The following is a 21,169-nucleotide window of genomic DNA, read 5'->3' on the forward strand; positions in this document are numbered from 1 at the left end:
CCCGCGCTCGAATTAGGAAGGTTGTTTTATTAAATGACTTTTATAAGATAAATCATGACTGGTCAATAACGGTAGGCTGCGCCGCCGTACAGCCCCTCTCCCGAGAAGCTGTGTTACAAAGTGTTTCCAGTCCCGCTGCTCAGGGTTGCGCGCCAAAGCGGGCGCGGAAATCGGACAGGTCGAAGCTGAAATCGTCCCGTGCGGCATAGTCCGCATCGGCGAGCTTCCCCATCCCGTCATGGCTTTTGTACCAGCCGGGATAGGCGGCCAAGTCGGTGCTGAACTGGCCGTAGTGCGTCGACCAGGTCCTTACACGAACGCTCGGTCTGGTCCCATCGAGCCGGAAAGTTAGCAGCCGCAGCCAGCCATCGCCCAGCGTCGCGCTGGCCTTCTTCCAGCCGAGATCCTTCGCGACCTGCCAGCGCCCCTGATAATCGGCCATCATCTGGTGGACCTGATGGCCGGCGAGGTTGCGATCGACACTGTAACCCTGGCCGCCGATGTGACCACTCAGGACCAGAAAGATCTGGTCGTTCTGGCTGATGAACTCGTCCCAGACCATTTGCGGGTTGTTGTCGCGCGCATCGAGGATGCTCTGGTCGAGCGCCGGCGTGTCGGCGCGGCTGCCGTCGCGATCGAGATATTTATGCGTGGTGACGATCGTCGGCACGCCGGGGAAGCGGTGGATCACCCGCGTCGCCCAGGCGAGCGAAGCGTCAGGCGCGTCGAACTGCAGGCCGATATGGAGGAAGCGACAGGCACCCGCGGTGAAGATCTGCGCGCTGTCCGCCCCGCCATCGTGCGAATCGACATACCAGGGCTGGCCCTTGAAGAATTCGGACTGGTCGGAAAAGGCCGAGCGGAAGCCATCGAGTCCGCCCAGATGGCGCAGGCCGATTTTGAGCGAATCCTTGCGCTCGGGATTGGGCGGATAGGCGGGATCGGTCCACAGCGCGTCATAGTCGTGATTGCCGGGGACGACCGAGAAGGGCAGCTTGCCCTTGAGCATCTCGAAGCCCCGGATCGCATTCGGGATCTCGAAGCTGCGCGTCTCCTCGCGTGGTCCCTCGGCCACTTCGGAGCTTCCCGAATTGGGCATGGACTTGAACCCGCGCAGCTCGTGTGCCGGGTCCGTCCAGGCCGAATAATGCTGCCAGACATCGCCGACATGCGTGGCGAAGACGATGTCGCCGCCGGCGCTCTTCGCGTGTTCGGCGATGTAGCGCATCTGCGCGAAGAACAGCTCGACCCCGTCGATCGGATAGCCCGCCGATTTCTGGTGCGTATAGTCGAGATAATTCTGCGTATCCGGGATCATCGCCACGGTGAACTCGCCGCATTTCGGCGCCGCGGCGGCGGGCAGGATGGCGGCCGCACCGGCCAGCGCGAGAAGCCTGAGAGCACGGATCATCGTCATTTCCCCTTTTGCGCGGCGAGGATCAGCGCGGTGACGTCCGCCGCCTGTTCCGGCGTGAGCAGCCCCGGATCGTCCTGCGGCATCGACAGCTTGATCTTCGAATAGAGCGCAGCCTCGCGCCCCCGCCATTTGGTCTCGAAGCGCGCGCCGACCAGCGCCGGCGCATCCTCGGCCCCGCCTTCGAAACTGCGGCCATGGCACATGGCGCATTTGGCAACATAGACCGCACGGCCGCGCTCGGGCTGGATCGGCGACCCGGCCAGAGCAGCAACCGTCAGCGGCGCCACTGCCGCGAGGAGCAGGGGCGCCGCATATCGCATCACTTGACCCGCTTGCGCGTGCCCTTTTCCTGCACCGGCACCTGCTGCTCGGCGCCGGGGATCGGCGGATTGGGCAGGTTCACCGCGGCATAGTTGGCGCGCTCGAGCATCTTGTCGGTGCCCGGCATCGCGGGATATTTGCCCTTGGGCTGATCGAAGCGGAATGCGGCGGTGAGGTCGCCGAACGCCTTGCGCCGCCAGTCGCTGATGTTCGGCTCGCGCACGCCGGTGACCAGCTCGCAGAATTGCAGGACCGACGTGTGGTCGAAATTCTGGCTGCACACCCAGCCGCCCGCCGTCCAGGGCGAGACGATGATGCACGGCACGCGGAAGCCGCCGCCGATCGGCAGCCCGTTCACATATTCATGCGGCGTGCCTTCGGGTGGCACCGGCGGCGCGACGTGGTCGAACAGCCCGTCATTCTCGTCATAGTTGAGGATGAACACGGTCTTGGCCCAGACCTCGGGATTGGCGGCGAGTTCGTTCAGCCGGTCGGCAATGAACTTGGCACCGGCGGCGGGCATATTCTCGGGATGCTCGTTGGCGATCGCGCTCGGGAAGATCCACGAGACCGCGGGCAGGCGATCGTGGATCACGTCCTGCGCAAAGGCGCTCTCATCGGTATCGGGCATGCCCTTGATCGCGAGCGGCGAATCCGCCGGGGCGTTGCGGAACTGGGCGAAATATTTGAGCAGGCTGTGCGCGCGCTTGCCCTGCTCGCCATACTGGTAGACCCGCCACGGCACGCCTGCCGTCTCGAGCCGCTCGGCATAGGTCGTCCAGCGGAACCCCTCGGGCGGGGCCTTGTTGCTGATCACCGGGCCGCCGCCGGTCGCGTCCGGGTCGATCATGCCGGTCAGCCAGTAGAGCCGGTTCGGCCAGGTCGGCCCCATCACCGAGCAATGATAGGCATCACAGATCGTGAACGCCTCGGCCAAAGCATAGTGGAACGGGATATCCTCGCGCTTGAAATAGCCCATCGTATAGGGGCCGTCCGCGCCATCGGCGCCGCGGTGCGCGGGCAGCCACTGGTCCATCTTGCCGCCGTTCCACGCCTGGTGCTGCACCTTCCAGGCATGGCTGGTCGAGGGCAGCTTCTGCGCATTGGTGGTCGCGGTATCGAGATGGAAGGGCAGCAGATGCCCGGCCGGATTCTCGGCATCGGGCTGGTGGAAGATGCTCTTGCCGTCGGCCAGCTTGAGCGCATTCGGATCGTCGAAGCCGCGCACCCCGGAGAGCGTGCCGAAATAGTGATCGAAGGAGCGGTTCTCCTGCATCAGCATTACGACATGCTTCACATCCTTGAGCGAGCCCGACTTGCCCACGCCCGCCGCCAGCGCCTTCTGGACATTGGGCGGCATCAGCGTCGACGCAGCCGCCACCGAGGCGAGCTGCGCAGCGCTGGCGACGAGGCGGCGGCGCGTGAATTGAGGCGTGTCGGTCATGGCAGGGCTCCGATCGGCGAGGGTTAGAAGCGGGCGCGGATGCCGAACGTGCCGGTACGGCCGTTCTGCACGAAGATGGCGCTGTGGTTGGGGACGTTGCTGGCGGTGGTGGCGAGTTCGCCCGGCACCATCACGTTGTAAGGCTGGGCAAGCAGGTTGTTGACCGAGAAATAGGCCTCCCAATGCCGGGCCAGCTTGATGCGGCCGGAGACACTGAGATCGGTGCGCGCCTGGAACCAGCTGGGCGTGGTCGAACGATATTTATCGTCGTTCCACAGCAGGTTGACGAAGAGCTTGACCGGCCCCTTCTCGTACATGAGCGCCGCCGAGCCGATATTCCTGCCGACGCGAGTGATCGGCTGACTCGGCGCGTTGTGCATGAAGGCGCCGCGCATCGAGAGGCCGTCGAACGGCGCCGGCAGCCAGCTGAACGCATGCTGGAACGACGCCTCGATGCCCTTGATGCTGACCACGCCGAGCTGGCGATAGGTGGTGTAGCTATAATCGGCATAGGCCGGATCCCCGGCATAGCCATCGGCACCGGTGCCGACCTGATCGGCACTCAGGCCCTCCTGCAGGTCCGCCAGCCCATCGATGCGGTTGTAGTAAAAGCCGATCGTCGCGAGGCCGACCGACTTGAAATAATGCGAGGCGCGCACCGAGATATTGTCCGACAGCGCCGGGGTAAGCTCGGGATTGGGCACCGAGATCACCTTATCGGCATCGTCCACGCTCGCGTTGCCGGCGATCGCGTTGAGGCCCGGACGCAGGATGGTGCGGCTATAGCCGACTTCCATATCGGTGCCGCGGCCGAGCGTGAACTTGGCCGAGGCGCTGGGATAGAGGTTGAAATAGTCGCCCCGGGTCGAGCCATAGCCGTTGGTCCGGAACTGATAGTCGACACAGGGGATCGTAGTGGCGATGCCGGTGGACGCGGTGACCGCACACTTTACGCCATCGATCGTCGCTGCCTTCACTTCGGTGGCGGAGAGCGGCGACCAGCCCCAGCTGGTGTTGGCGGTCCATTCGGCGCGCAGGCCGGCGCGCAGCCTGAGCTTGCCGATGGTCGCGGTGGCCATCGCATAGGCCGACTTGATGTTCTCTTCGAACCGGGTGTTGTTCGCATAATTGGCCGCCGCATAGTTCGCCGCGCTCAGCGTATGCGTCCAATCGCCCGGGTGGTTGATGTAGAGATCGTAGAGCTTGGACAGGTCGATCATCGGGACATAGGCCGAGCCCGAGATCGAGGTGAAGCTGGCGTTGCTCTTGTCCCACGACGTGCGGGTATAGGGGCCGGTGATCGCCGCGAGGAAATCGGCGTTCGAAAGGCCGCCGGTGTAGGTGTAGAGATTGTCGCCCGAGCTATCGCCGAACCGGTAGACGGTGTCGGTGACCTTGAAGCCCGCCTTGAAGGTGATCGGCACGGTGCCGAGCCGGGCATCATAGCTGGCGTTCAGCGCGCCCGACTTTTCGTAGATAAAGGCGTTGGCGCCGCTCGAGGTGCGGATCTGCGGCGCGGCGGAGAGTGTGTAGGAGTCGATCTTGCTCCAGTCCGGCCCGCTGACCTGGGTGATGTCCCAATCGGCAGTGGCCAGGCCCGAACTTCCCTTCACCGCGGAGAAATTGCCGGTCGAAGTCACCGTCGGGATGAACGAAGTGACCTGCCCCATATGCGGGGTGTCGTAATAGGATCTGGAATCCGAATAGGCGAAATAGCCGTCGATATGCGCGTTGCCGCGGTTCCACGCGAAGCTCGGCGCGATGATGTTGCCGTTGTTGACCTTGTATTGCGTCGTGTTGGCGCTCTGGAAACTCTTGGCGGTGGCAGGATTCAGCGTGGTGTAGTTGCTGAGAATGTCGCCGGTCGCGCCGTTGGCCCGGATCCCGGTGGTGAAGGTGGCATCGGACTGGTTCTGATAGACGTTGCCGCGAAACGCGATGCCGAGCAGCGACAGCGTCAGCCGGTCGTCGGCCCTGAAATCGAGCATCAGCGAGCCCGTGCGCCGCGTGGTCTGGCGGGCCGAAGTCTCGAACTCCATCGCGCTGAAGGCGAGCGGGTCGGGGCTCTTGGCGGTGGGCACATAGTTGCGGCTCATCGTGAGCTGCTCGCGCTCGATATAGCTGTTGTTGTAGCCCAGCGAGAGCATCACGCCGAGGCGGCGATCGAAGAAGCTGTTGGCGTAGAACAGCGAGGCCTCGGGCAGAAAGCGATCCTTGCCATAGCCCTGCGGATCGGGGCCGGTATGGGTGTTGCCGTCCCACATATCCTGGTGGCTGAAGCCGCCCACCGAGAGGACCAGTGCCGGCTTCTTGCGGTCATAGGCATGCCGGGTGCGCAGATCGATGATGCCGGCTGGCGCGTCCGCATTATTGTCGGCGCTGACCGTCTTGTAGACCGTCACGGAGTCGATCGCCGACATCGAGATCGACTCATAGCTGAAGATGCGCGCCGCCGCGGCGGAATTGGCATAGCCCGAAGGCGCGTTGGAGTTGGCCGAGACCACATCCATGCCGTTCAGCTGGGTGCGGGTATATTCCGCCGGCAGGCCGCGCAGAAACGCATAGAGCGCGGTGCCGTTGGTGCCGTCGACGTCCACGCCGGGCATGTATTTCAGGAACTCGGCCGGGTTTCCGCCGGCGATATCCCCATAGGCTTCGGTGGACAGCACATCGACGATGTTCATCGATTTGCGTTGCGCCATGATGTCCTGCGCATAGTCCTCACGCGCACCGTTCACCACGATCCGATTGCTGGGCTGCTCGTCGTCGGCATCGCTCTCGCGCAGGCTGAAATCGAGCTTCGCGGTCTTGCGGGCATGCACCTCGACCGCGCCTGCCTGCGCCGCATAGCCGGTGAAGCGCACCGTCACCATGGCGTGGCCCGCCGGCACATCGTTGAAGTGATAGGCGCCAGCCTCGCCCGAGCTGGCCGAGCGGCGTTCGCCGTTGGCGGCGACCAGCTCGACATCGGCGGCGCGCAGATATTCGCCGCTCGCCGGATTGATTACCTGGCCGGCAATCCTGCCGCGGCCAATGACCTGCGCGGCCTGGCCTTTGGCGGGGACACGGCGCGAGCGCAGCGTGACGACCTGGCCATCGTCGCCGGCGATCTCGAGCGGGGTGCCGGCGATCAACCGGCGCAGCGCGACGCGCGCATCCATGTTGCCCTTGATCGCGGGCGTGCGCACGCCGGCTAGGTCGCGCGCCGAGGCGAGCACCTGGATCTGCGCCTGACGGGCGAACTCGGGGATCGCCTTGACAGCGGGCGCGGACGGAATGTCGAAGCTGCGGACCTGCGCCTGGGCCGGCGCCGCCACGACGAACGCAGCGGCAAGCGCCGTGGTTGTCAGGATGGCGTGCCGGGAACCCATGTTCGAACCCCATTCGCGCCGCATGTCACTGCAGCCCTCAGGGGCTGAGAGGTTTGGGCGGGTAGGTTCCGCCATTCCGGTTATAAATTTTAAGGCTGACGCCGGCTGAGCACCACCACATCGCCGCGCTGCTCGATCTCGGCATCGAACAGCCGCGCCACCGCCCGACTGAACCCCACCGGGTCGCTGGCCGAGAACAGCCCGGCAACCGGCTCGCGCGCCAGCTCTGCGTCGCGGATCTCGATGCGGGTCCTGCTGTAGCGCGCAAAGGCAGCGGCGGCCTGATCGAGCGGCTCGCCTTCAAAGGCGATCTTGCCCTCACGCCAGGCGAGCTCGCGCGAGACGAGATCGGGGGCGATCGGCTGCGTCGCCGGCAGCGCCGCAGGGCCAAGGTTCGGCGGGAGGATGACGCGGCTGCTTGCCGGGATCGCCAGCGGCGCGGGAAGCCGCGCCGCGCGCAACTCGAGATCGCCCTGATCGACCAGGACATCGATGGGCTTCCCCGCCAGTTTGCGCACCCGGAAATTCGCCTGGCTGGCGCGAAGCCTTGCGCCCGTCACTTCGACGAAGAAGGGCCGGCGCGCATCCTGGAGGATGGTGAAAAAGGCCTCGCCATAGAGCAGCTCCACGCGCCGCTCGCTTGCCCCATAGTGCACCTTCACGCTGGTCTGCGTGTTGAGCATCACCGTCGAGCCGTCGTCGAGTGTCACCAGCCGCACTTCGCCAAGGCCGGTAGTGATCGCCGCAGCGGGCAGGCTGAAGCCGAGCCCCGCAAGCGCCGCGATGGTACCGCCTGTTCCGATCACCGCGATGAGCTTGCGCCGCGACACGCCGCGCGGCTTCTCCCCGGCTGCGAATTGCCTGGGATCGAACTGGGGGCCGAGCGCCTGCGCGGATTCGCTCAGCATCGCGACGGCATCGGCGCGCAGGAGCGCTCCGCGGCGGCGGGGATCGCCGCGCAGCCAGGCCTCGAATGCCTGATTTTCCTCTTCCGACAGCGGCCCCCGATCGAGCCTGGCGATCCAGTCGGCGGCTGTATCGTCAATGGATCGACTGGTTTCTCGCTCGGCCGTCAAAAGAGGCAACCTCCATTTCTCTGTCCCTAGAGGCTTCTGCCAAAGCTTTTCCGCCATGGCCAAACCAATCGATCAGGAAACGAAGCCCGCGCGAGATATGTTTTTCAACCGTATTCTCCGAAATCGCCATGCGCGCGGAGATGTCGCGCTGCGAAAGCCCGTCGACGCGGCGCAGGATGAAAGCTTCCTGCGTCCGCGCCGGCATCGCGCCGATCGCCAGCGCGAGCCGGCGCAGTTCGTCGCGATCGATGGCGACCTGCTCGGGCGAGGGGCGGTCGTCCGCCTGCTCGAGTTGGGACAAATCTTCGCCGGTGTGGATCGGCACCACCCGCGCGCGGCGTACATGCCGGGTGATCACCGACCGGGCGACCTGGAACAGATAGGCGCGCGGATTGCGGATCTCGTCCACGCTCTCGAGGTCCGCCAGGATCGCATAGGCTTCCTGGATGATGTCATCGGCATCGAGGCCCACGGGCAGGCGGCGGCCGAGCCAGCCGCGCAACGCCGGCTCATGCGGCAGTACATTGCGTAGGAACCACCGCGTCCGGTCCCGATCGATCGCGCGCATCAGCTTTCCCTGAACGGAGCAACCCAGTCCTAAGACGCTGCGGCGGAGCCTTCGAGCGGGCCCGTTCGCAGCGAGTCGAGACCCCGTTAGGCGGCTAATGTGACAGTCTTTGTGCGCCCGAAACGACCTCAGGCGGTCCAGGCGGCGATGTCTTCCTGCTGGCCGATCAGCGCGAGGCCGTGGGCGATCGACGTGAGCTCGCCGCCGGTGGCGAGCTTCTCCATGCCGAAACGCTCGGCGAACATGCGGCGCACACGGGGCGTGAGCGAGGTGCCGCCGGTCAGGAACACCCGGTCGATCGCCGCCGGCGAGGTTCCCGCTTGGGTGAGCGCACGGTCCACCGCGGCTTCGATCCGCGCCATGTCCGGCGCGATCCACGCCTCGAACTCGGCGCGGGTGACATCGGCCTCGATCGCGAGATCGCCGCCGGCGAAATGGAAATGCGCGGCCTCCTCCGCCGATAGCGCCCGCTTGAGCGCGCCGACGGCATGATAGAGCTGATAGCCAAGCTCGCCTTCGATCACGGCGATCATCCGCCCGATCGCGTCGGGATCGAGCGCGGCACGCTTGAGCTTTTCCAGCTCGGCGAGCGTCTTGCGGTTGCGCATCAGCGCGAGGCGTGACCAGTCGGAGAAATCGGTGAACCAGCCGGCGGGGATGTCGAGGATCTTGTCGAACGAACGATAGCTGCCGCCCTTGCCGAGCAGCGGCAGCACGAGATGCTCGACGATGCGCTGGTCGAACCGATCTCCCGCGATGCCGACACCGGCATGCGCGAGCGGCGTGCAACGTCGCGCCGCGCCCGGCGCTTCGATCCGCACCACCGAGAAATCGCTGGTGCCGCCACCGAAGTCCGCCACCAGCACCGTCGCCGGATCCTCGATCCGCGAGGCGTAGCTGAATGCCGCGCCGAGCGGCTCGTAGACATAGTGGATCTCGGCGCCGAAACCGGCGAACATCATGTCGTAGCGCTGCCGCGCGAGCGCCTCGTCGGGCCGGCTGCCGGCATATTCGACCGGGCGACCGACCACGACGCGCCGCGCGCCGCCATCCAGAGCACCCTTTGCCCGCGCCGCCATCAGATCCAGGAAGCGCCGGCCGATCTCCTCGAAGCGGAAGCGCCGCTCGAAGACGATCGCGTGCTCGAAGCTCGCACTGGCCGCGACCGACTTGAACGACTGGAGGAAACGGCTGCCTTCCGGAAACTCCAGATATTCGGCGATCGCCCAGGGTCCCGCCGCCGCGCCCATCCCGCCGCGCTCGTCCTCGTCCTGCCAGAAGCACAAGGCCGATCGGAATACCGGGTCGGCACGCTCGGGGCCATCGAGCTGCACCAGTTCGGAGCCCGTATCGCCCGCGAGCGCCGCGACCGAATTGGTGGTGCCGAAATCGAAGCCGAGAGCAGAATGTACGGTCATGGTCGGGCGCCTCTATCGCCCTGCACCGATTTTGCACAACCTCTCCTTCGCCTTCGCCGCGCCTACTGGATGGCACGGCGCGATCAGCGCTCCCGAACCTGGGAGATCCGCATGGCCCGCACGACACGCTTCAGCTTCCACCTCAAGATCGCGGCGGTAGTCGCGATGATCGTCGCGGCGGACCCATTGTTCCTCGGTGGCGGCATGGGATCCTGGATCGGCGTGCTCGCGCTCGGCTGGATCGCGCTGCTGCTGCTCGCACGCCCGGCACTGCGCCGCCGGCCTAGCCTGGTGGCGTTGGCAATCGCCGCGGGCTTTGCCGCGGCGATGGCGCATGATCCGGGCCTGCTCGGCTGGGTGCTCTTCTGGAGCGCGCTTTCGATCGCCGCGCTGATGCCGCGGCTGGGACGGTTCGACGATGCCTGGCGCTGGAGCTTGCGCCTGCTCACCCACGGGCTGAGCGGACCGCTGACGCCGGTGTTCGACCTGATCAGCCTGTCCCGCGCCCGGCCGCGGCGCGGCGGACGCTCAGCATCGGGGCTCGCGGTGCTGCTCGCGCTGCCGCTGGCGATGACCGCTTTGTTCGTCGCGCTGTTTGCTACTGCCAACCCGATCATCGCCCAGGCGCTCGGCCAGATTCGCCTGCCCCGATTCGATGAAGTGTTGTTCTGGGGCCTGACGCTCGCGGTGGTCTGGCCCAGCCTGCGCCCCGCGCGTTGGGCGACCCGCATCCCCAGGCATCTGCGCGCGGACATTGTGCTGCCTGCGATCCCCGGCGCTTCGCTGCTGCTCTCGCTCTTCCTGTTCAACATCGTGTTCGCGATCCAGAACGGGCTCGACCTCGCCTTTCTGTGGAGCGGCGCTCCGCTGCCCAAGGGCGTCACGCTCGCCGACTATGCGCATCGTGGCGCCTATCCGCTGATCGCCACCGCGCTGCTTGCCGGGCTGTTCGTGCTCGTCGCGCTCAAGCCGGGGTCGGCCAGTGCCGCCAATCCCATGATCCGCCGGCTGGTCGTGCTGTGGGTGGCGCAGAACCTGTTGCTCGTCGCCTCCTCGATCCTGCGCACGCTCGACTATGTCGACGCCTATTCGCTCACCGGCTTTCGCATCGCTGCGCTCGCCTGGATGGGCCTGGTGGCGATCGGGCTCGCGCTGATCTGCTGGCGGATGCTCGCGGGCAAGAGCGCGGCCTGGCTGATAAACGCCAATGCGCTGATGGCGGCGCTGGTGCTGAGCGCCGCGAGCGTGGTCGATCTCGACGCCAGTGCGGCGGCCTGGAATGTCCGCCATGCCCGCGAAGCGGGTGGGCGCGGGGTGGAACTGGACCTGTGCTACCTCTCCTACAGCGGGACCTCCGCGCTGCTCTCGCTGGTCGAACTGGAACGCCGCCCGCTCACTCCCGCCTTCCGCGATCGGGTGCGCTATGTACGCAACCTCCAGTTCGACGCACTGACGCAAGCCCAGTCCGACTGGCGCCGCTGGACCTGGCGTGGCGCCAACCGGCTGGCCGCGGCGCGGCGACTGCTCGGCGCCAACCCGCCGCTGCCCGCTCCCTTGCCGCCAAAGGCCTATCGGAACTGCGACGGCACGATCGGCTTCCCCGAGCCCCCGGTGGAAACCACCCCGTCGCCCAAGCCAGCGGCACGAACGGCGGAGGATCCCGTCGCCAATGCGGTCGCCAACACCACTCCGCCGTTGACCGGGACACCCTCGCGATGATCCAATGCCCCATGCCCCGCACCATCCTTGTCGCCGATGACGATCCGCATATCCGGCAATTGCTCGTCTTCGCACTCGCCAAGGCCGGGCTCGAGACGATCGAGGCGGGCGACGGCGAGGAGGCGCTGCACCTCGCCGAGACCCGCGCGCCCGACCTGATCGTGCTCGACATCAACATGCCGCGGATGGACGGGCTGGAAGTCTGCCGCCGGCTGCGCGCCGAGGGCGGGCTGCCGATCCTGTTCCTCTCCTCGCGCGACGACGAGATCGACCGGATCATCGGCATCGAGCTGGGCGCGGACGATTATGTCACCAAGCCCTTCTCCCCACGCGAAGTGGTGGCGCGGGTGATGGCGGTACTCCGCCGCACCGCCGCGCACGCCCCCGATGTCGAGCGGGGCGCCGGGGCGATCCGCCACGGCAAGCTCAGCCTCGATCCCGAAAGCTGGGAAGCGAGCTGGGCGGGCGCGCCGGTGCCGCTTACTGTCACCGAGTTCGGCATATTGCGCACGCTTGCCGCGATGCCCTCCAAGGTGTTCAGCCGCGACGCGCTGATCGACCGGCTGCGCGGCCCCGGCTTCGCGCTCACCGACCGGACGATCGACAGCCATGTCCGCAACCTGCGCGCCAAGTTCGCCCAGCCCGGCGCGGACGATCTGATCGAGACGCGGGCCGGGATCGGCTATCGCATCGGCCCGTGCTCGGGCGCCTGATCGAGAGCGTAAAGGCGCCGGTGCGGCGCCACTGGCCGCGGCTGCGGCTGCGGACGATCCTGCTCGTCACCTTCGTGTTCGTCGCCGCGCTGCCGGGCGTCGGCGCGCTGTTCCTGCGCGTCTATGAGAATACGCTGGTGCGCCAGACCGAGGCCGAGCTGATCGCGCAAGGCACGGCGCTCGCCGCCGCCGCCAGCGCCGAATGGCCGGGATCGACCGGCCCCGAGCTGATCCGCGAGCCCCCGCCTGCCGCGCGCGGGATGGCCGGCGGCCCGCTCTCGACCATCGACCTTGGCAATGCGCCGTTGCCCGAACGCCCGCCGGCCGTCGCGCGGCCCGGCGCCGCGCCACCGGATGCCCAGGCCGCAGCCGCACGCCTCACGCCGCTGATCGACGCAACTTCGGGGGCGACGCTCGCCGCAATCTCGCTGCTCGCGCCCGACGGCCGCATCCTGATCGGGCCCGAGTCCGGCGACAGCCTGGCCGGACTGCCCGAGCTTGTCGCGGCCAGTCACGGCCGGCCGAAGACAGTGATCCGCCGGCGCGGCGACTATCATCCCGAATATGCCCTTGAATGGCTGAGCCGCGCCTCGGGCCTGCGCATCCACCATGCCCGCCCGGTAGTGGTGAACGGCAAGGTGGTGGCGGTGCTGCTGCTGTCGCGCTCGCCGCGCGCGCTGTTCCGCGGGCTCTACGAGGATCGCGGCAAGATCCTGTTCGGCATCGGCGCGATCTTCGCCACTTTGGTGGTGTTGAGCGGGCTGCTGTCGCGCGGCATCGCCCGGCCGATCGAGATGCTCAGCCAGGCGACGCGCGACGTGGCGCGCGGCGGCGGCATTGTGCCCGAAGTGCCGCGTACCGCCGCGATCGAGATCCAGGCGCTCTATGCCGACTTCGCCACGATGGCCGATGCGATCGACCGGCGCTCGCGCTATCTGCGCGACTTCGCCCATGCCGTGAGCCACGAGTTCAAGACTCCGCTCGCCGGCATAAGGGGCGCGATCGAGATCCTCGAGGACCATCATGGCGAGATGAGCGAGGACGACCGCCGCCGCTTCCTCGCCAACGCCGGCGCCGACGCCGACCGGCTGGCGCAGCTCGTCACCCGCTTGCTCGAACTGGCGCGGGCCGACATGGCGCAGACCGATGCGGATGCGGCGACCGACGTGGCGCTGCCACTGCGCCGCATCGCCGATGCCTGGGCGGAGCGCGGGCTCGCGATCACGGTTGAACTGCCCGAGGCACTGCCCCGCGCCGCCATGCCTGGGCCGATGCTCGAAGCGATCGTCGAGAGCCTGGTCGAGAATAGCCGCCAGGCCGGTGCAGGCGTGGTGCGCATGGCGGCGACGGAGACGGACGGCGAAATCCTCGTGACGGTAGCGGACGACGGCCCCGGCATCCCCGAGGCCGACCGTGCGCGAATCTTCGAGCCGTTCTTCACCAGCCGGCGGGCGTCGGGCGGCACCGGGCTGGGCCTGCCGATCGCCCGATCGCTGCTCGCCTCGCATGGCGGGACGATCACGCTGGCGGCGGCGGAATCCGGAACCTGTTTCGAGATCCGCGTGCCGGCGGCTCAGCTCCAGCCGCCGCCCAGCGCCTTGTAGAGCGCGGTCGCCGCCTGCGCCTTGGCGGCGCGGGCCTGCTGGTCGCGCTGCCGGGCGGAGAGCAGCGACTGACGCGCGCGCTCGAGCGTCAGTCGGTCGTCCTCGCCGCGGTCCGCGCGCTTCTGGGCAAGCGCGAAGGCATTCTGTTCGCGCTGGAGCGAGGCTGCGGCGTCGTCCGCGGCGGCACCTGCGTTGAGGAAGCGGTTGATCGCCACCTCGCTGTCCGAAAGCGCGCCGACCACGGCCTTTTCATAGCGTGCCGCGGCCTGGTCGGCACGCGCGTCGCTGGCGCGGATCTGCGCGCGGATCGTGCCGCCCTGGAAGATCGGCCAGGAGAAGCTCGGCCCGATCTGGAGGCGGAAGGAATCGCCCGAGACCAGGTCGCCCGGCTTGCGCGCCTGCTGGCCGAGACTGCCGAGCAGGCTGAAGCGCGGGAAGAGATCGGCAGTGGCAACGCCGACATCCGCGGTCGCCGCGGCAAGGTCGCGCTCCGCGCGGCGCACGTCGGGACGGCGCTCGAGCAGTTCGGAACGCAGGCCGACCAGGATCGCATCGGGACTCGCCGGTAGCGGCGCGGGTGCCTGGAGCTCGGGCACGACTTGCTCGGGCGGGACGCCGACGAGGGTGGCGATGCGGTAGGCCGCCGCGCTCGCCTGGGCCCGGGCATTGGGCACCGCGGCGGCGCTTGCCTTGGCGCTGGCGTCGGCACGATCGAGCTCGAGGCGCGAGGCTTCGCCGGCGTTGAAGCGCAGCTGGGTGAGCCGGGCCAGCTCGGCATTCGACGTCGCCTGCGCCTCGGCGGTGGCGCCGTCAGCCTGGGCTGCGCGCAGGTCCATATAGCTGCGCACGACTTCGGCGATTAGCGTGAGCATCACGTCGCGCCGGGCATAGGTGGCGCTCTCCACCCGCGCGGTGGCGCCCTGCATCTGGCGGGTGCGCCGGCCCCACAGGTCGATCTCCCAGCTCGCGTCGAAGCCAAGGTCGTAGAGCGGGAAGTCGCGCGCGAAGCCGGGGATGTTGCCGATCGGCAGCTGGCCGTTCTTGCTGAGGATATTCTCGGTCGCGGAGCCCTTGGCGGTGACGGTCGGCAGCCGCCCGCCCGCGATCGCCTCGCGATTGGCGCGCGCCTCGGCAAGGCGGCCCTCAGCTTCCTTGAGGTCGGGGCTCGACGCCACGGCGCGCTGGACCAGCGAGGAGAGCTGCGGGTCGCCGAACCGGTCCCACCAGGTCAGGTCGACCTGGCCGGGCGTGCCGGTCTCGATCCAGTCGGGCGCGGCCCTGGTCTCGGGCGCATGATAGTCCGGCCCCACCGTGCAGGCGGACGCCAGCAACAGGGGCAGCAGGAGTGAGGGAAGCGAGCGGGTCATTCGGTTACTCCATGCGCGCACGGAAGAGCCAGGCCGAGGCGGAGAGCGTGACGCACGCGATCAGCGCGAGCGGCCAGAGCTGGTGGAATACGGCCGCCGCCGGCATCGCCTTGAGGAACAGCCCCTGGACGATGACGAGGAAATAGCGGGCGGGATCGAGATAGGTCACGACCTGCAGCCAGTCGGGCATGTTGTCGATCGGGCTGGCATAGCCGGAAAGCAGGATCAGCGGCGTGGTGACGAGGAACACGCCGAGGAACGCCTGTTGCTGGGTCTGCGACGCCGCCGAGACCAGCATTCCCATGCCGATCAGCGCGAGCAGGTACATGCCGAGCGACAGGAAGAAGAGCAGCAGCGATCCGGTGAAGGGCACACCGAAGATCAGCGGTGCGACGATCAGATAGACGCTGCCGTTGATCATGCCGATGATGAAGGGCGGCACCATCTTGCCGATCAGGATCTCGTGGACGCGCAGCGGCGAGACCATCAGTTGGTCGAACGTACCCAGCTCGCGCTCGCGCGCCACCGATTGCGAGGTGATCGCCAGGCCCGCCACCGAGGTTATGATCGCCACCAGCGAGGGGAGCGTGAACCAGATATAGTCGAGCGCGGGGTTGTACCAGTTGGTCACGACGCTGCCGCCCGCCGCACCGCGCACCTGTGCGGGAGCCAGCTCGGCGCCCATGCCGCCGGCGATCTGCGTGACATAGCCCGCGACGATCTGCGCGGCGTTCGAGCGGCGGCCGTCGAGCACCAGCCCGATCGTCGCGGGCGTGCCGCGCGCGAGGTTGCGGTCGAAATCCTCGTCGATCACCAGCGCGGCGATCACCTTCTGATCGTCGATCGCCGCCTTGAGATCCTTGGGCGTCGCTAGCGGCTTGATCGTCCGGAAATTAGGGCTGCCGGCAATGCGCTGGACCAGCTCGACCGAATGCGCGCCCGAGCTGCGATCGAGGATGCCGATATCGACATTCTTGACGTCGAGCGTGGTCGCGAAGGTGAAGATGAAGAGCTGCATCAGCGGCGGCACGAACAGCACGATCCGCGACTGCGGATCGCGCAGCACCGCCCACATCTCCTTGACGATCATGGCGAGCAAGCGGCGCATCTAGTCGAGGCTCCGGCGGGTGACGCGGAAGGACAGCGTGAAGAACACCATCCCGAAGAGCAGCATGATGCCGATATTGGGCAGGATCAGCCCCCATTGGTCGCCGACCAGGAAGACGGTCTCGAGGCTGGGGATCAGATAGCGCGCCGGGACGATGTACGTCAGCGCCTGGATCGGCCAAGGCATCGAGCCGATCTCATAGATGAAGCCCGAGAGCAGGAACGTGGGCAAGAACGCGGAGAGCAAAGCCGCCTGGCTGGCGACGAACTGGTTCTTCGTCGCCGCCGAGATGAACAGGCCGAGGCCAAGCGCTGGCATCAGGAAAGCCGAGGAGATGGCCAGCAAGGCGAAGATCGAGCCGCGGAACGGCACCCCGAATACCCAGATGCCGATCACCGCGCACAGCGCCATCGAGCATTGCGCGAGGAGGAAATAGGGGATGACCTTGCTGGCGATGAACTCGACCATCGAGATCGGCGTCGCCATGATCGCCTCCATCGTCCCGCGCTCCCATTCGCGCGCGATGACCAGCGCGGTGAGCAGCGTGCCGACCATGGTCATCACGTTGGCGATCGAGCCCGGGACGAGGAAATAGCGGCTCTTGAGCTCGGGATTGTACCAATAGCGCGCCGAGACGATGACCGGGGCGCCGGCGGCACCGGGGTTCTTCTGCAACCCCTCAGACGCCGCCCAATTGGCGCGGATACCTTCGCCGTAAGCCGCTGCAAAATTGGCGGTATTGGGCTGCGAGCCGTCGGCGATGATCTGGATCGGCGGGACCTTGCCGCGCTTCACGCCCTCGCCGAAATCCTGGGGGATGACGATGATCGCGCGGAGCTGGCCGTCGGTCATCCGGTCGCGCACCTCGGCGACAGTGCGCGCCATCGTCACTTCGAACCAGCGCGAGCTCTGATAGGCCTGGGCGAGCCGCAGCGCCGGCGCGCTGCTGTCCTCGAGCACCACGCCAACCCGCGTCTTCGCAGTGTCGAGCGACACGGCATAACCGAACAAGAACAACAGGATCATCGGCAGCACGAAGGCGATGAGGAAAGTCGAGGGGTCGCGCAGGATCTGCCAGGTTTCCTTGCGGACGAGCGCAGCCAGGCGGCGAAGGTCGAAGCGGATCATGCTGCCTCCTTCTCCTCTCGCTTGCGGTCGAACTCTTCGATCAGCGCGATGAAGGCGTCCTCCATCGTCGGGTCCTCCGCCCTGGTGAGGCGCGCCGCCTCGGCCTTGAGCTCATCGGGGGTGCCGGTGGCGATCTGCTCGGCGCGGTAGATCAGCGTGGCGCGGTCGCAATATTCGGCTTCGTCCATGAAGTGGGTGGTGACCAAGACGGTCACGCCCTTCTCGACCAAGCCGTTGATGTGCATCCAGAATTCCCGGCGTGTGACGGGATCGACGCCCGAAGTGGGTTCGTCGAGGAAGAGCACGGGGGGTTCGTGCATCACCGCGCACGCCAGGGCGAGGCGCTGCTTGAAGCCCAGGGGGAGCGTACCCGCGTTGACGCCTAGCTTGTCCTTCAGTTCGAAGATCTCGATCATCGCCTCGATCGCGCGCTTCGCCTTGTCGCGGGGAAGCTCGTAAGCCCCTGCAAAGAAATCGAGATTCTGGCGGACCGAAAGGTCACCATAGAGCGAGAATTTCTGCGCCATATAGCCGAGCGACGCACGGGCATCCGCCCTGCTGTGGCGGAGTGACTTGCCCGCGACCGATCCGGTCCCCGAAGTTGGCGAAAGTAGCCCGCAGAGCATTTTGAAGGTGGTCGACTTGCCAGCGCCGTTGGGTCCCAAAAGGCCGAATATCTGTCCCCTTGGGATACGGAAGTTCATATCCTTGGCCGCGGTGAACTCGCCGAACACCTTGGTGAGGCCCTTTGCCTCGATCGCGCACTCGTCGGTCTCGGGGATGGTGCGGTAGCGTTCCGCCAGCGCAGACGTGCCTTTCGGCCCGCCGCCGAGCCGCTCGATAAAGCCGTCCTCGAAGCGCGGATCGGCCGTCTCAACTTTGGTGTCCGGACCAGCGTTAAAAGCCGCTGCGTCGGGCACCTGCTTGTCGTCGCCGATCAGCAGGCGCACTGAGCGGCCCTGGATCCTGCCGTCGATCACATCGTCGCGGTCGAGCGCCTGGGTGAGGAAATGGCGGCGGCGCTCCTCGAAGCCGGTTACCCGGATCACCCGGTCCTTGACGCGATTGGTGAGGTCCGCCGGCGGCCCGTCGAACAGCAGCTGCCCTTCGTTGAGCAGATAGACGGTGTCGCATTTCTCGGCCTCGTCGAGATAGGCGGTCGACCAGAGCACGCCGATGCCCTGTTCGGTGAGATCCCCCACCATGGACCAAAGCTCGCGCCGGCTGATCGGATCGACGCCGACGCCGGGCTCGTCGAGCAGCAGCACCTTGGGCGTCTTCACCAGCGCACAGGCGAGGCCGAGTTTCTGCTTCATGCCGCCCGAGAGCTTGCCCGCCAGCCGATCCTGGAAGCGGGCGAGATCGGTGAACTCCATGAGCTTGTCGAAGCTCGCCTGCTGCTCGTCTTTCGCAAGCCCGCGAACTTCGGCGTACAGCTTGAGGTTCTCGAGGACGGAGAGATCCTCGTAGAGGCCGAAGCGCTGGGGCATATAGCCCAGATCATCGAGCTTTTCCCCGGGCTTGCCGTCCAGGACAGTTACGGTCCCCGAAGTTGGCGCCATCAGGCCGGCGAGGATGCGGATCAGCGTGGTCTTGCCCGCGCCGTCCGGTCCGACCAGCCCGGTGATGCGGCCCGGCTCGATCGCCATCGACACGCCGTCGAGTGCGCGATTGGCGTCGAAGCACTTCACGAGGTTGTCGGTATGGGCGAGGGAACTCACTCCTCCCCTCCCTGGCAAGGGAGGGGTCGGGGGTGGGTCGCCATCCGCGAATCCGCAGTTTGGGGAGGCCCACCCACCCCTGACCCCTCCCTTCCAGGGAGGGGAACAAGAAGGAAGGGGGCGATCATCGCCTCAGCCCTTGTGCTTGGGGCGGGCGGAGGGGATGCCGACGCTGACCGGCTGGCCCTGGCGCAGCGCATCGTCGGGATCGTCGACGATGATGCGCAGCTGATAGACGAGATCGGTACGCAGATTCTCGGTCTCGACGGTCTTGGGCGTGAACTCGGCGCGCGGCGAGATATAGCCGATCGTGCCGTGATAGCTCTTCGGATTGCCATCGGCGGTGACCACCACCTTCATCCCCGGGCTGATCCGGCTGAGATCGCTCTCCGCGACATAGGCGCGCACGCGCAGCGGCCGCATGATCGCCAGTGTCAGCACAGTCTCGCCGGGCTGGACGATCGCACCGGGCTCGCGCGCGCGGGTCACGACGGTGCCGTCGGTGGAGGCGAGCAGGCGGGCGTCGCCAAGGTCGGTAGCGGCGCTCTGGCGCGCGGCGACGGCGGAGCGGACATCAGCTGCGGCAGCGGCAACGTCTTCCTGGCGGCTGCCGGCGTTCATCAGCGACAGCGCCTGCTGCGCCTGCTGGAGATCGGCGCGCGCCTTGTCGCGCTGGGCAATTGTCTGTTCCCAGATGTCGCGGCTGATCGCGCCGGGCTCGACCAGAGGCTGGCGGCGGGCGAAATCGCGATCGGCATCCTGCGCGACCGCGGCGGCGGCGGCGACGCGAGCGCGCGCCTGGGCAATGTCCTGGCTGCGATTGCCGTTGCGAAGCTTGGAGAGCTGGGCCTCGGCCTGCGATACCCTGGCATCCGCCTGGGCGATGCGGCTGTCGAGCGTCGCGGCATCGAGCGTCGCGAGGATCTGGCCCTGCTTGACGTGTGCGCCCTCTTCCACCGCAATGCTGGCGATGCGGCCGTTCACCCGGAAGCCGAGATCGACTTCGCGGATATCGACATTGCCGTTCAGCTTGAGCGGGCCATCGTCGCGCGCCTTGAACAGGCCGAAGCCGCTGGTGGCGATCGCGGCGATCACGATCGCAGCGATGACGACGATGATCGCAATGCGGCGACGGTTCATGCGGGATTCTCCGACAGGATGCAGAGGGCGTTGGCGCGCAGGCGGGCGCGGAGCAGCTTGGTCGTGGGCTCGTCGATTGTCTCGACGGTGAGGATGCGCAGCACGGCGGCGCGGCAGACACGCAGCACCAGGCACTGGCCGAACAGCATCAGGCCGAGCGCAAGCACTTCGCGCTCGGGCAGATCGGTGCGGATGCGGGCAATCAGCGACACGAAGACATCGACGATGCCCTGCATCACCCCGGTATAGAGCCGGTCGAACGCTTCAGTGGGCGCCTGCTGTTCGCGGGTGATGAACAGCGACCAGGCTTCGGTCTGCGGGCTGAGCATCATCATCGCGAAGCCGTCGAGCAGCGCGAGCAGCGCTTCGGTTGCCTGTTCGCGGGTACCGTTCTCCGCAACGGCGCGGGCGCCCTCGATCGCGGGCCCCTGAATCTGGCGGACGCAGGCGGCGATATGGTCGGCGGCGGCGAGGTAGAGCCCCTGCTTTCCGCCGAAATGATAAGTGATCGACGACATCGCCGTGCCCGAGGCACGCGCGATCTCCCGCGTGCTCGCCCCTTCGAAGCCGTGGCGTCCGAACTGGTCGATGGCTGTTTCGATGAGTGTCTGGCTGGTCATTCCGTCCGAGTCTAGTTCGTTCGAACGAACTAATACTGCAGGAATGCGCAAACGACAAGCCCCGCCGCGCATAACGCGCAGCGGGGCCTGGGGTTCAGCCGATCAGCGAAGATCAATGATCGTGGTGGTCGTGATCGCCGCCATTGTGATCGCCGCGGTGATGGTCGCCGCGATGATGGCGGTCGCCATTATAGCCGGGGCGGTCGCCATAGCAGCCGCTCAGGGCCATTGATGCCAGCGCCAGCGCGCCGGCGATGCGTAACATGCGCATATTCTCTCTCTCCTTTGGGCCTTCGGACAACGCATGACTTTCGCGCCGTCTCCGCTTAATCTCGACTGACTCGCGTGACTGGCGACTGGATGGAGCACCATCGGGAAGCGCGAGAGTATGAGCCGCATCGCCTGGGCACCCCTTCGAACGAATGGAGGACCCG

17 protein-coding genes and 1 riboswitch are annotated in these 21,169 nt (G+C 66.9%); of the genes, 3 read left to right on the forward strand and 14 right to left on the reverse strand.

The genetic code is table 11. From position 1 onward, the window contains the following. Positions 1–139 precede the first annotated feature (139 nt). The 7 genes from HZY97_RS11995 to HZY97_RS12025 form a co-directional block, all read right to left on the reverse strand. A complete protein-coding gene (locus HZY97_RS11995; RefSeq protein WP_257215020.1) occupies positions 140–1,411 on the reverse strand; it encodes a serine/threonine protein phosphatase in 1,272 nt (423 codons plus the stop codon). Positions 1,412–1,413: 2 nt separating this feature from the next. Then, a complete protein-coding gene (locus HZY97_RS12000) occupies positions 1,414–1,737 on the reverse strand; it encodes a c-type cytochrome (RefSeq protein ID WP_257215057.1) in 324 nt (107 codons plus the stop codon). Beyond that, entirely contained in the window at positions 1,737–3,182 is a 1,446-nt protein-coding gene (locus HZY97_RS12005) for an alkaline phosphatase family protein (RefSeq protein ID WP_180143842.1), read from the reverse strand. Before HZY97_RS12005 ends, HZY97_RS12000 begins: the two co-directional genes overlap by 1 nt. Before the next feature lie 23 nt (positions 3,183–3,205). Next, positions 3,206–6,553 carry an outer membrane beta-barrel protein gene (locus HZY97_RS12010; protein ID WP_180143844.1) on the reverse strand — a complete coding sequence of 1,116 codons (3,348 nt, stop codon included), beginning with the start codon at positions 6,551–6,553 and terminating at the stop codon, positions 3,206–3,208. An 89-nt stretch (positions 6,554–6,642) separates the two neighbouring features. After that, positions 6,643–7,629, reverse strand: coding sequence for a FecR domain-containing protein (locus tag HZY97_RS12015; RefSeq protein ID WP_257215021.1), 987 nt, complete (start codon positions 7,627–7,629; stop codon positions 6,643–6,645). Further along, positions 7,595–8,197 (reverse strand): RNA polymerase sigma factor, encoded by a 603-nt coding sequence (locus HZY97_RS12020; RefSeq protein ID WP_180143848.1) that lies wholly within the window; start codon positions 8,195–8,197, stop codon positions 7,595–7,597. The genes HZY97_RS12015 and HZY97_RS12020 overlap by 35 nt, the downstream gene beginning before the upstream one ends. A 128-nt stretch (positions 8,198–8,325) precedes the next feature. Next, entirely contained in the window at positions 8,326–9,615 is a 1,290-nt protein-coding gene (locus tag HZY97_RS12025) for an Hsp70 family protein (protein ID WP_180143850.1), read from the reverse strand. Between the two features lie 111 nt (positions 9,616–9,726). Here HZY97_RS12025 and HZY97_RS12030 point away from each other — a divergent pair, with 111 nt between their 5' ends. From HZY97_RS12030 to HZY97_RS12040, 3 genes are read left to right on the forward strand one after another with little or no spacing between them, the layout of a single operon-like run. Continuing rightward, a complete protein-coding gene (locus HZY97_RS12030) occupies positions 9,727–11,334 on the forward strand; it encodes a DUF4173 domain-containing protein (protein WP_180143852.1) in 1,608 nt (535 codons plus the stop codon). An 11-nt stretch (positions 11,335–11,345) separates the two neighbouring features. After that, complete coding sequence (locus HZY97_RS12035; RefSeq protein ID WP_180143854.1) at positions 11,346–12,047, forward strand: response regulator transcription factor; 702 nt, start codon at positions 11,346–11,348, stop codon at positions 12,045–12,047. Continuing rightward, a complete protein-coding gene (locus HZY97_RS12040) occupies positions 12,032–13,651 on the forward strand; it encodes a sensor histidine kinase (RefSeq protein WP_373684347.1) in 1,620 nt (539 codons plus the stop codon). Before HZY97_RS12035 ends, HZY97_RS12040 begins: the two co-directional genes overlap by 16 nt. Here the strand turns inward: HZY97_RS12040 and HZY97_RS12045 are convergent. The 7 genes from HZY97_RS12045 to HZY97_RS12075 form a co-directional block, all read right to left on the reverse strand. Next, a complete protein-coding gene (locus tag HZY97_RS12045) occupies positions 13,621–15,018 on the reverse strand; it encodes an efflux transporter outer membrane subunit (RefSeq protein WP_180143857.1) in 1,398 nt (465 codons plus the stop codon). The genes HZY97_RS12040 and HZY97_RS12045 overlap by 31 nt on opposite strands. 4 nt (positions 15,019–15,022) lie before the next feature. Continuing rightward, complete coding sequence (locus tag HZY97_RS12050; RefSeq protein WP_180143859.1) at positions 15,023–16,126, reverse strand: ABC transporter permease; 1,104 nt, start codon at positions 16,124–16,126, stop codon at positions 15,023–15,025. Next, on the reverse strand, positions 16,127–17,254 hold the full coding sequence (locus tag HZY97_RS12055; protein WP_180143861.1) for an ABC transporter permease: 1,128 nt from the start codon (positions 17,252–17,254) through the stop codon (positions 16,127–16,129). Next, the gene (locus HZY97_RS12060; RefSeq protein WP_373684348.1) at positions 17,251–18,975 is read right to left on the reverse strand and encodes an ATP-binding cassette domain-containing protein; all 1,725 of its coding nucleotides are present in this window, start codon (positions 18,973–18,975) and stop codon (positions 17,251–17,253) included. The genes HZY97_RS12055 and HZY97_RS12060 overlap by 4 nt, the downstream gene beginning before the upstream one ends. A 132-nt stretch (positions 18,976–19,107) precedes the next feature. Next, the gene (locus tag HZY97_RS12065) at positions 19,108–20,115 is read right to left on the reverse strand and encodes an HlyD family efflux transporter periplasmic adaptor subunit (RefSeq protein ID WP_180143863.1); all 1,008 of its coding nucleotides are present in this window, start codon (positions 20,113–20,115) and stop codon (positions 19,108–19,110) included. After that, entirely contained in the window at positions 20,112–20,735 is a 624-nt protein-coding gene (locus HZY97_RS12070; RefSeq protein WP_180143865.1) for a CerR family C-terminal domain-containing protein, read from the reverse strand. Before HZY97_RS12070 ends, HZY97_RS12065 begins: the two co-directional genes overlap by 4 nt. A gap of 112 nt (positions 20,736–20,847) precedes the next feature. Then, entirely contained in the window at positions 20,848–21,006 is a 159-nt protein-coding gene (locus HZY97_RS12075; RefSeq protein WP_180143867.1) for a hypothetical protein, read from the reverse strand. A 64-nt stretch (positions 21,007–21,070) separates the two neighbouring features. Beyond that, positions 21,071–21,150, forward strand: a riboswitch (ZMP/ZTP riboswitch). Positions 21,151–21,169: the final 19 nt, after the last annotated feature.

Origin of the sequence: Sphingomonas sp. R-74633 (genome assembly GCF_013416555.1) — a bacterium.
Lineage (GTDB): Bacteria > Pseudomonadota > Alphaproteobacteria > Sphingomonadales > Sphingomonadaceae > Sphingomonas.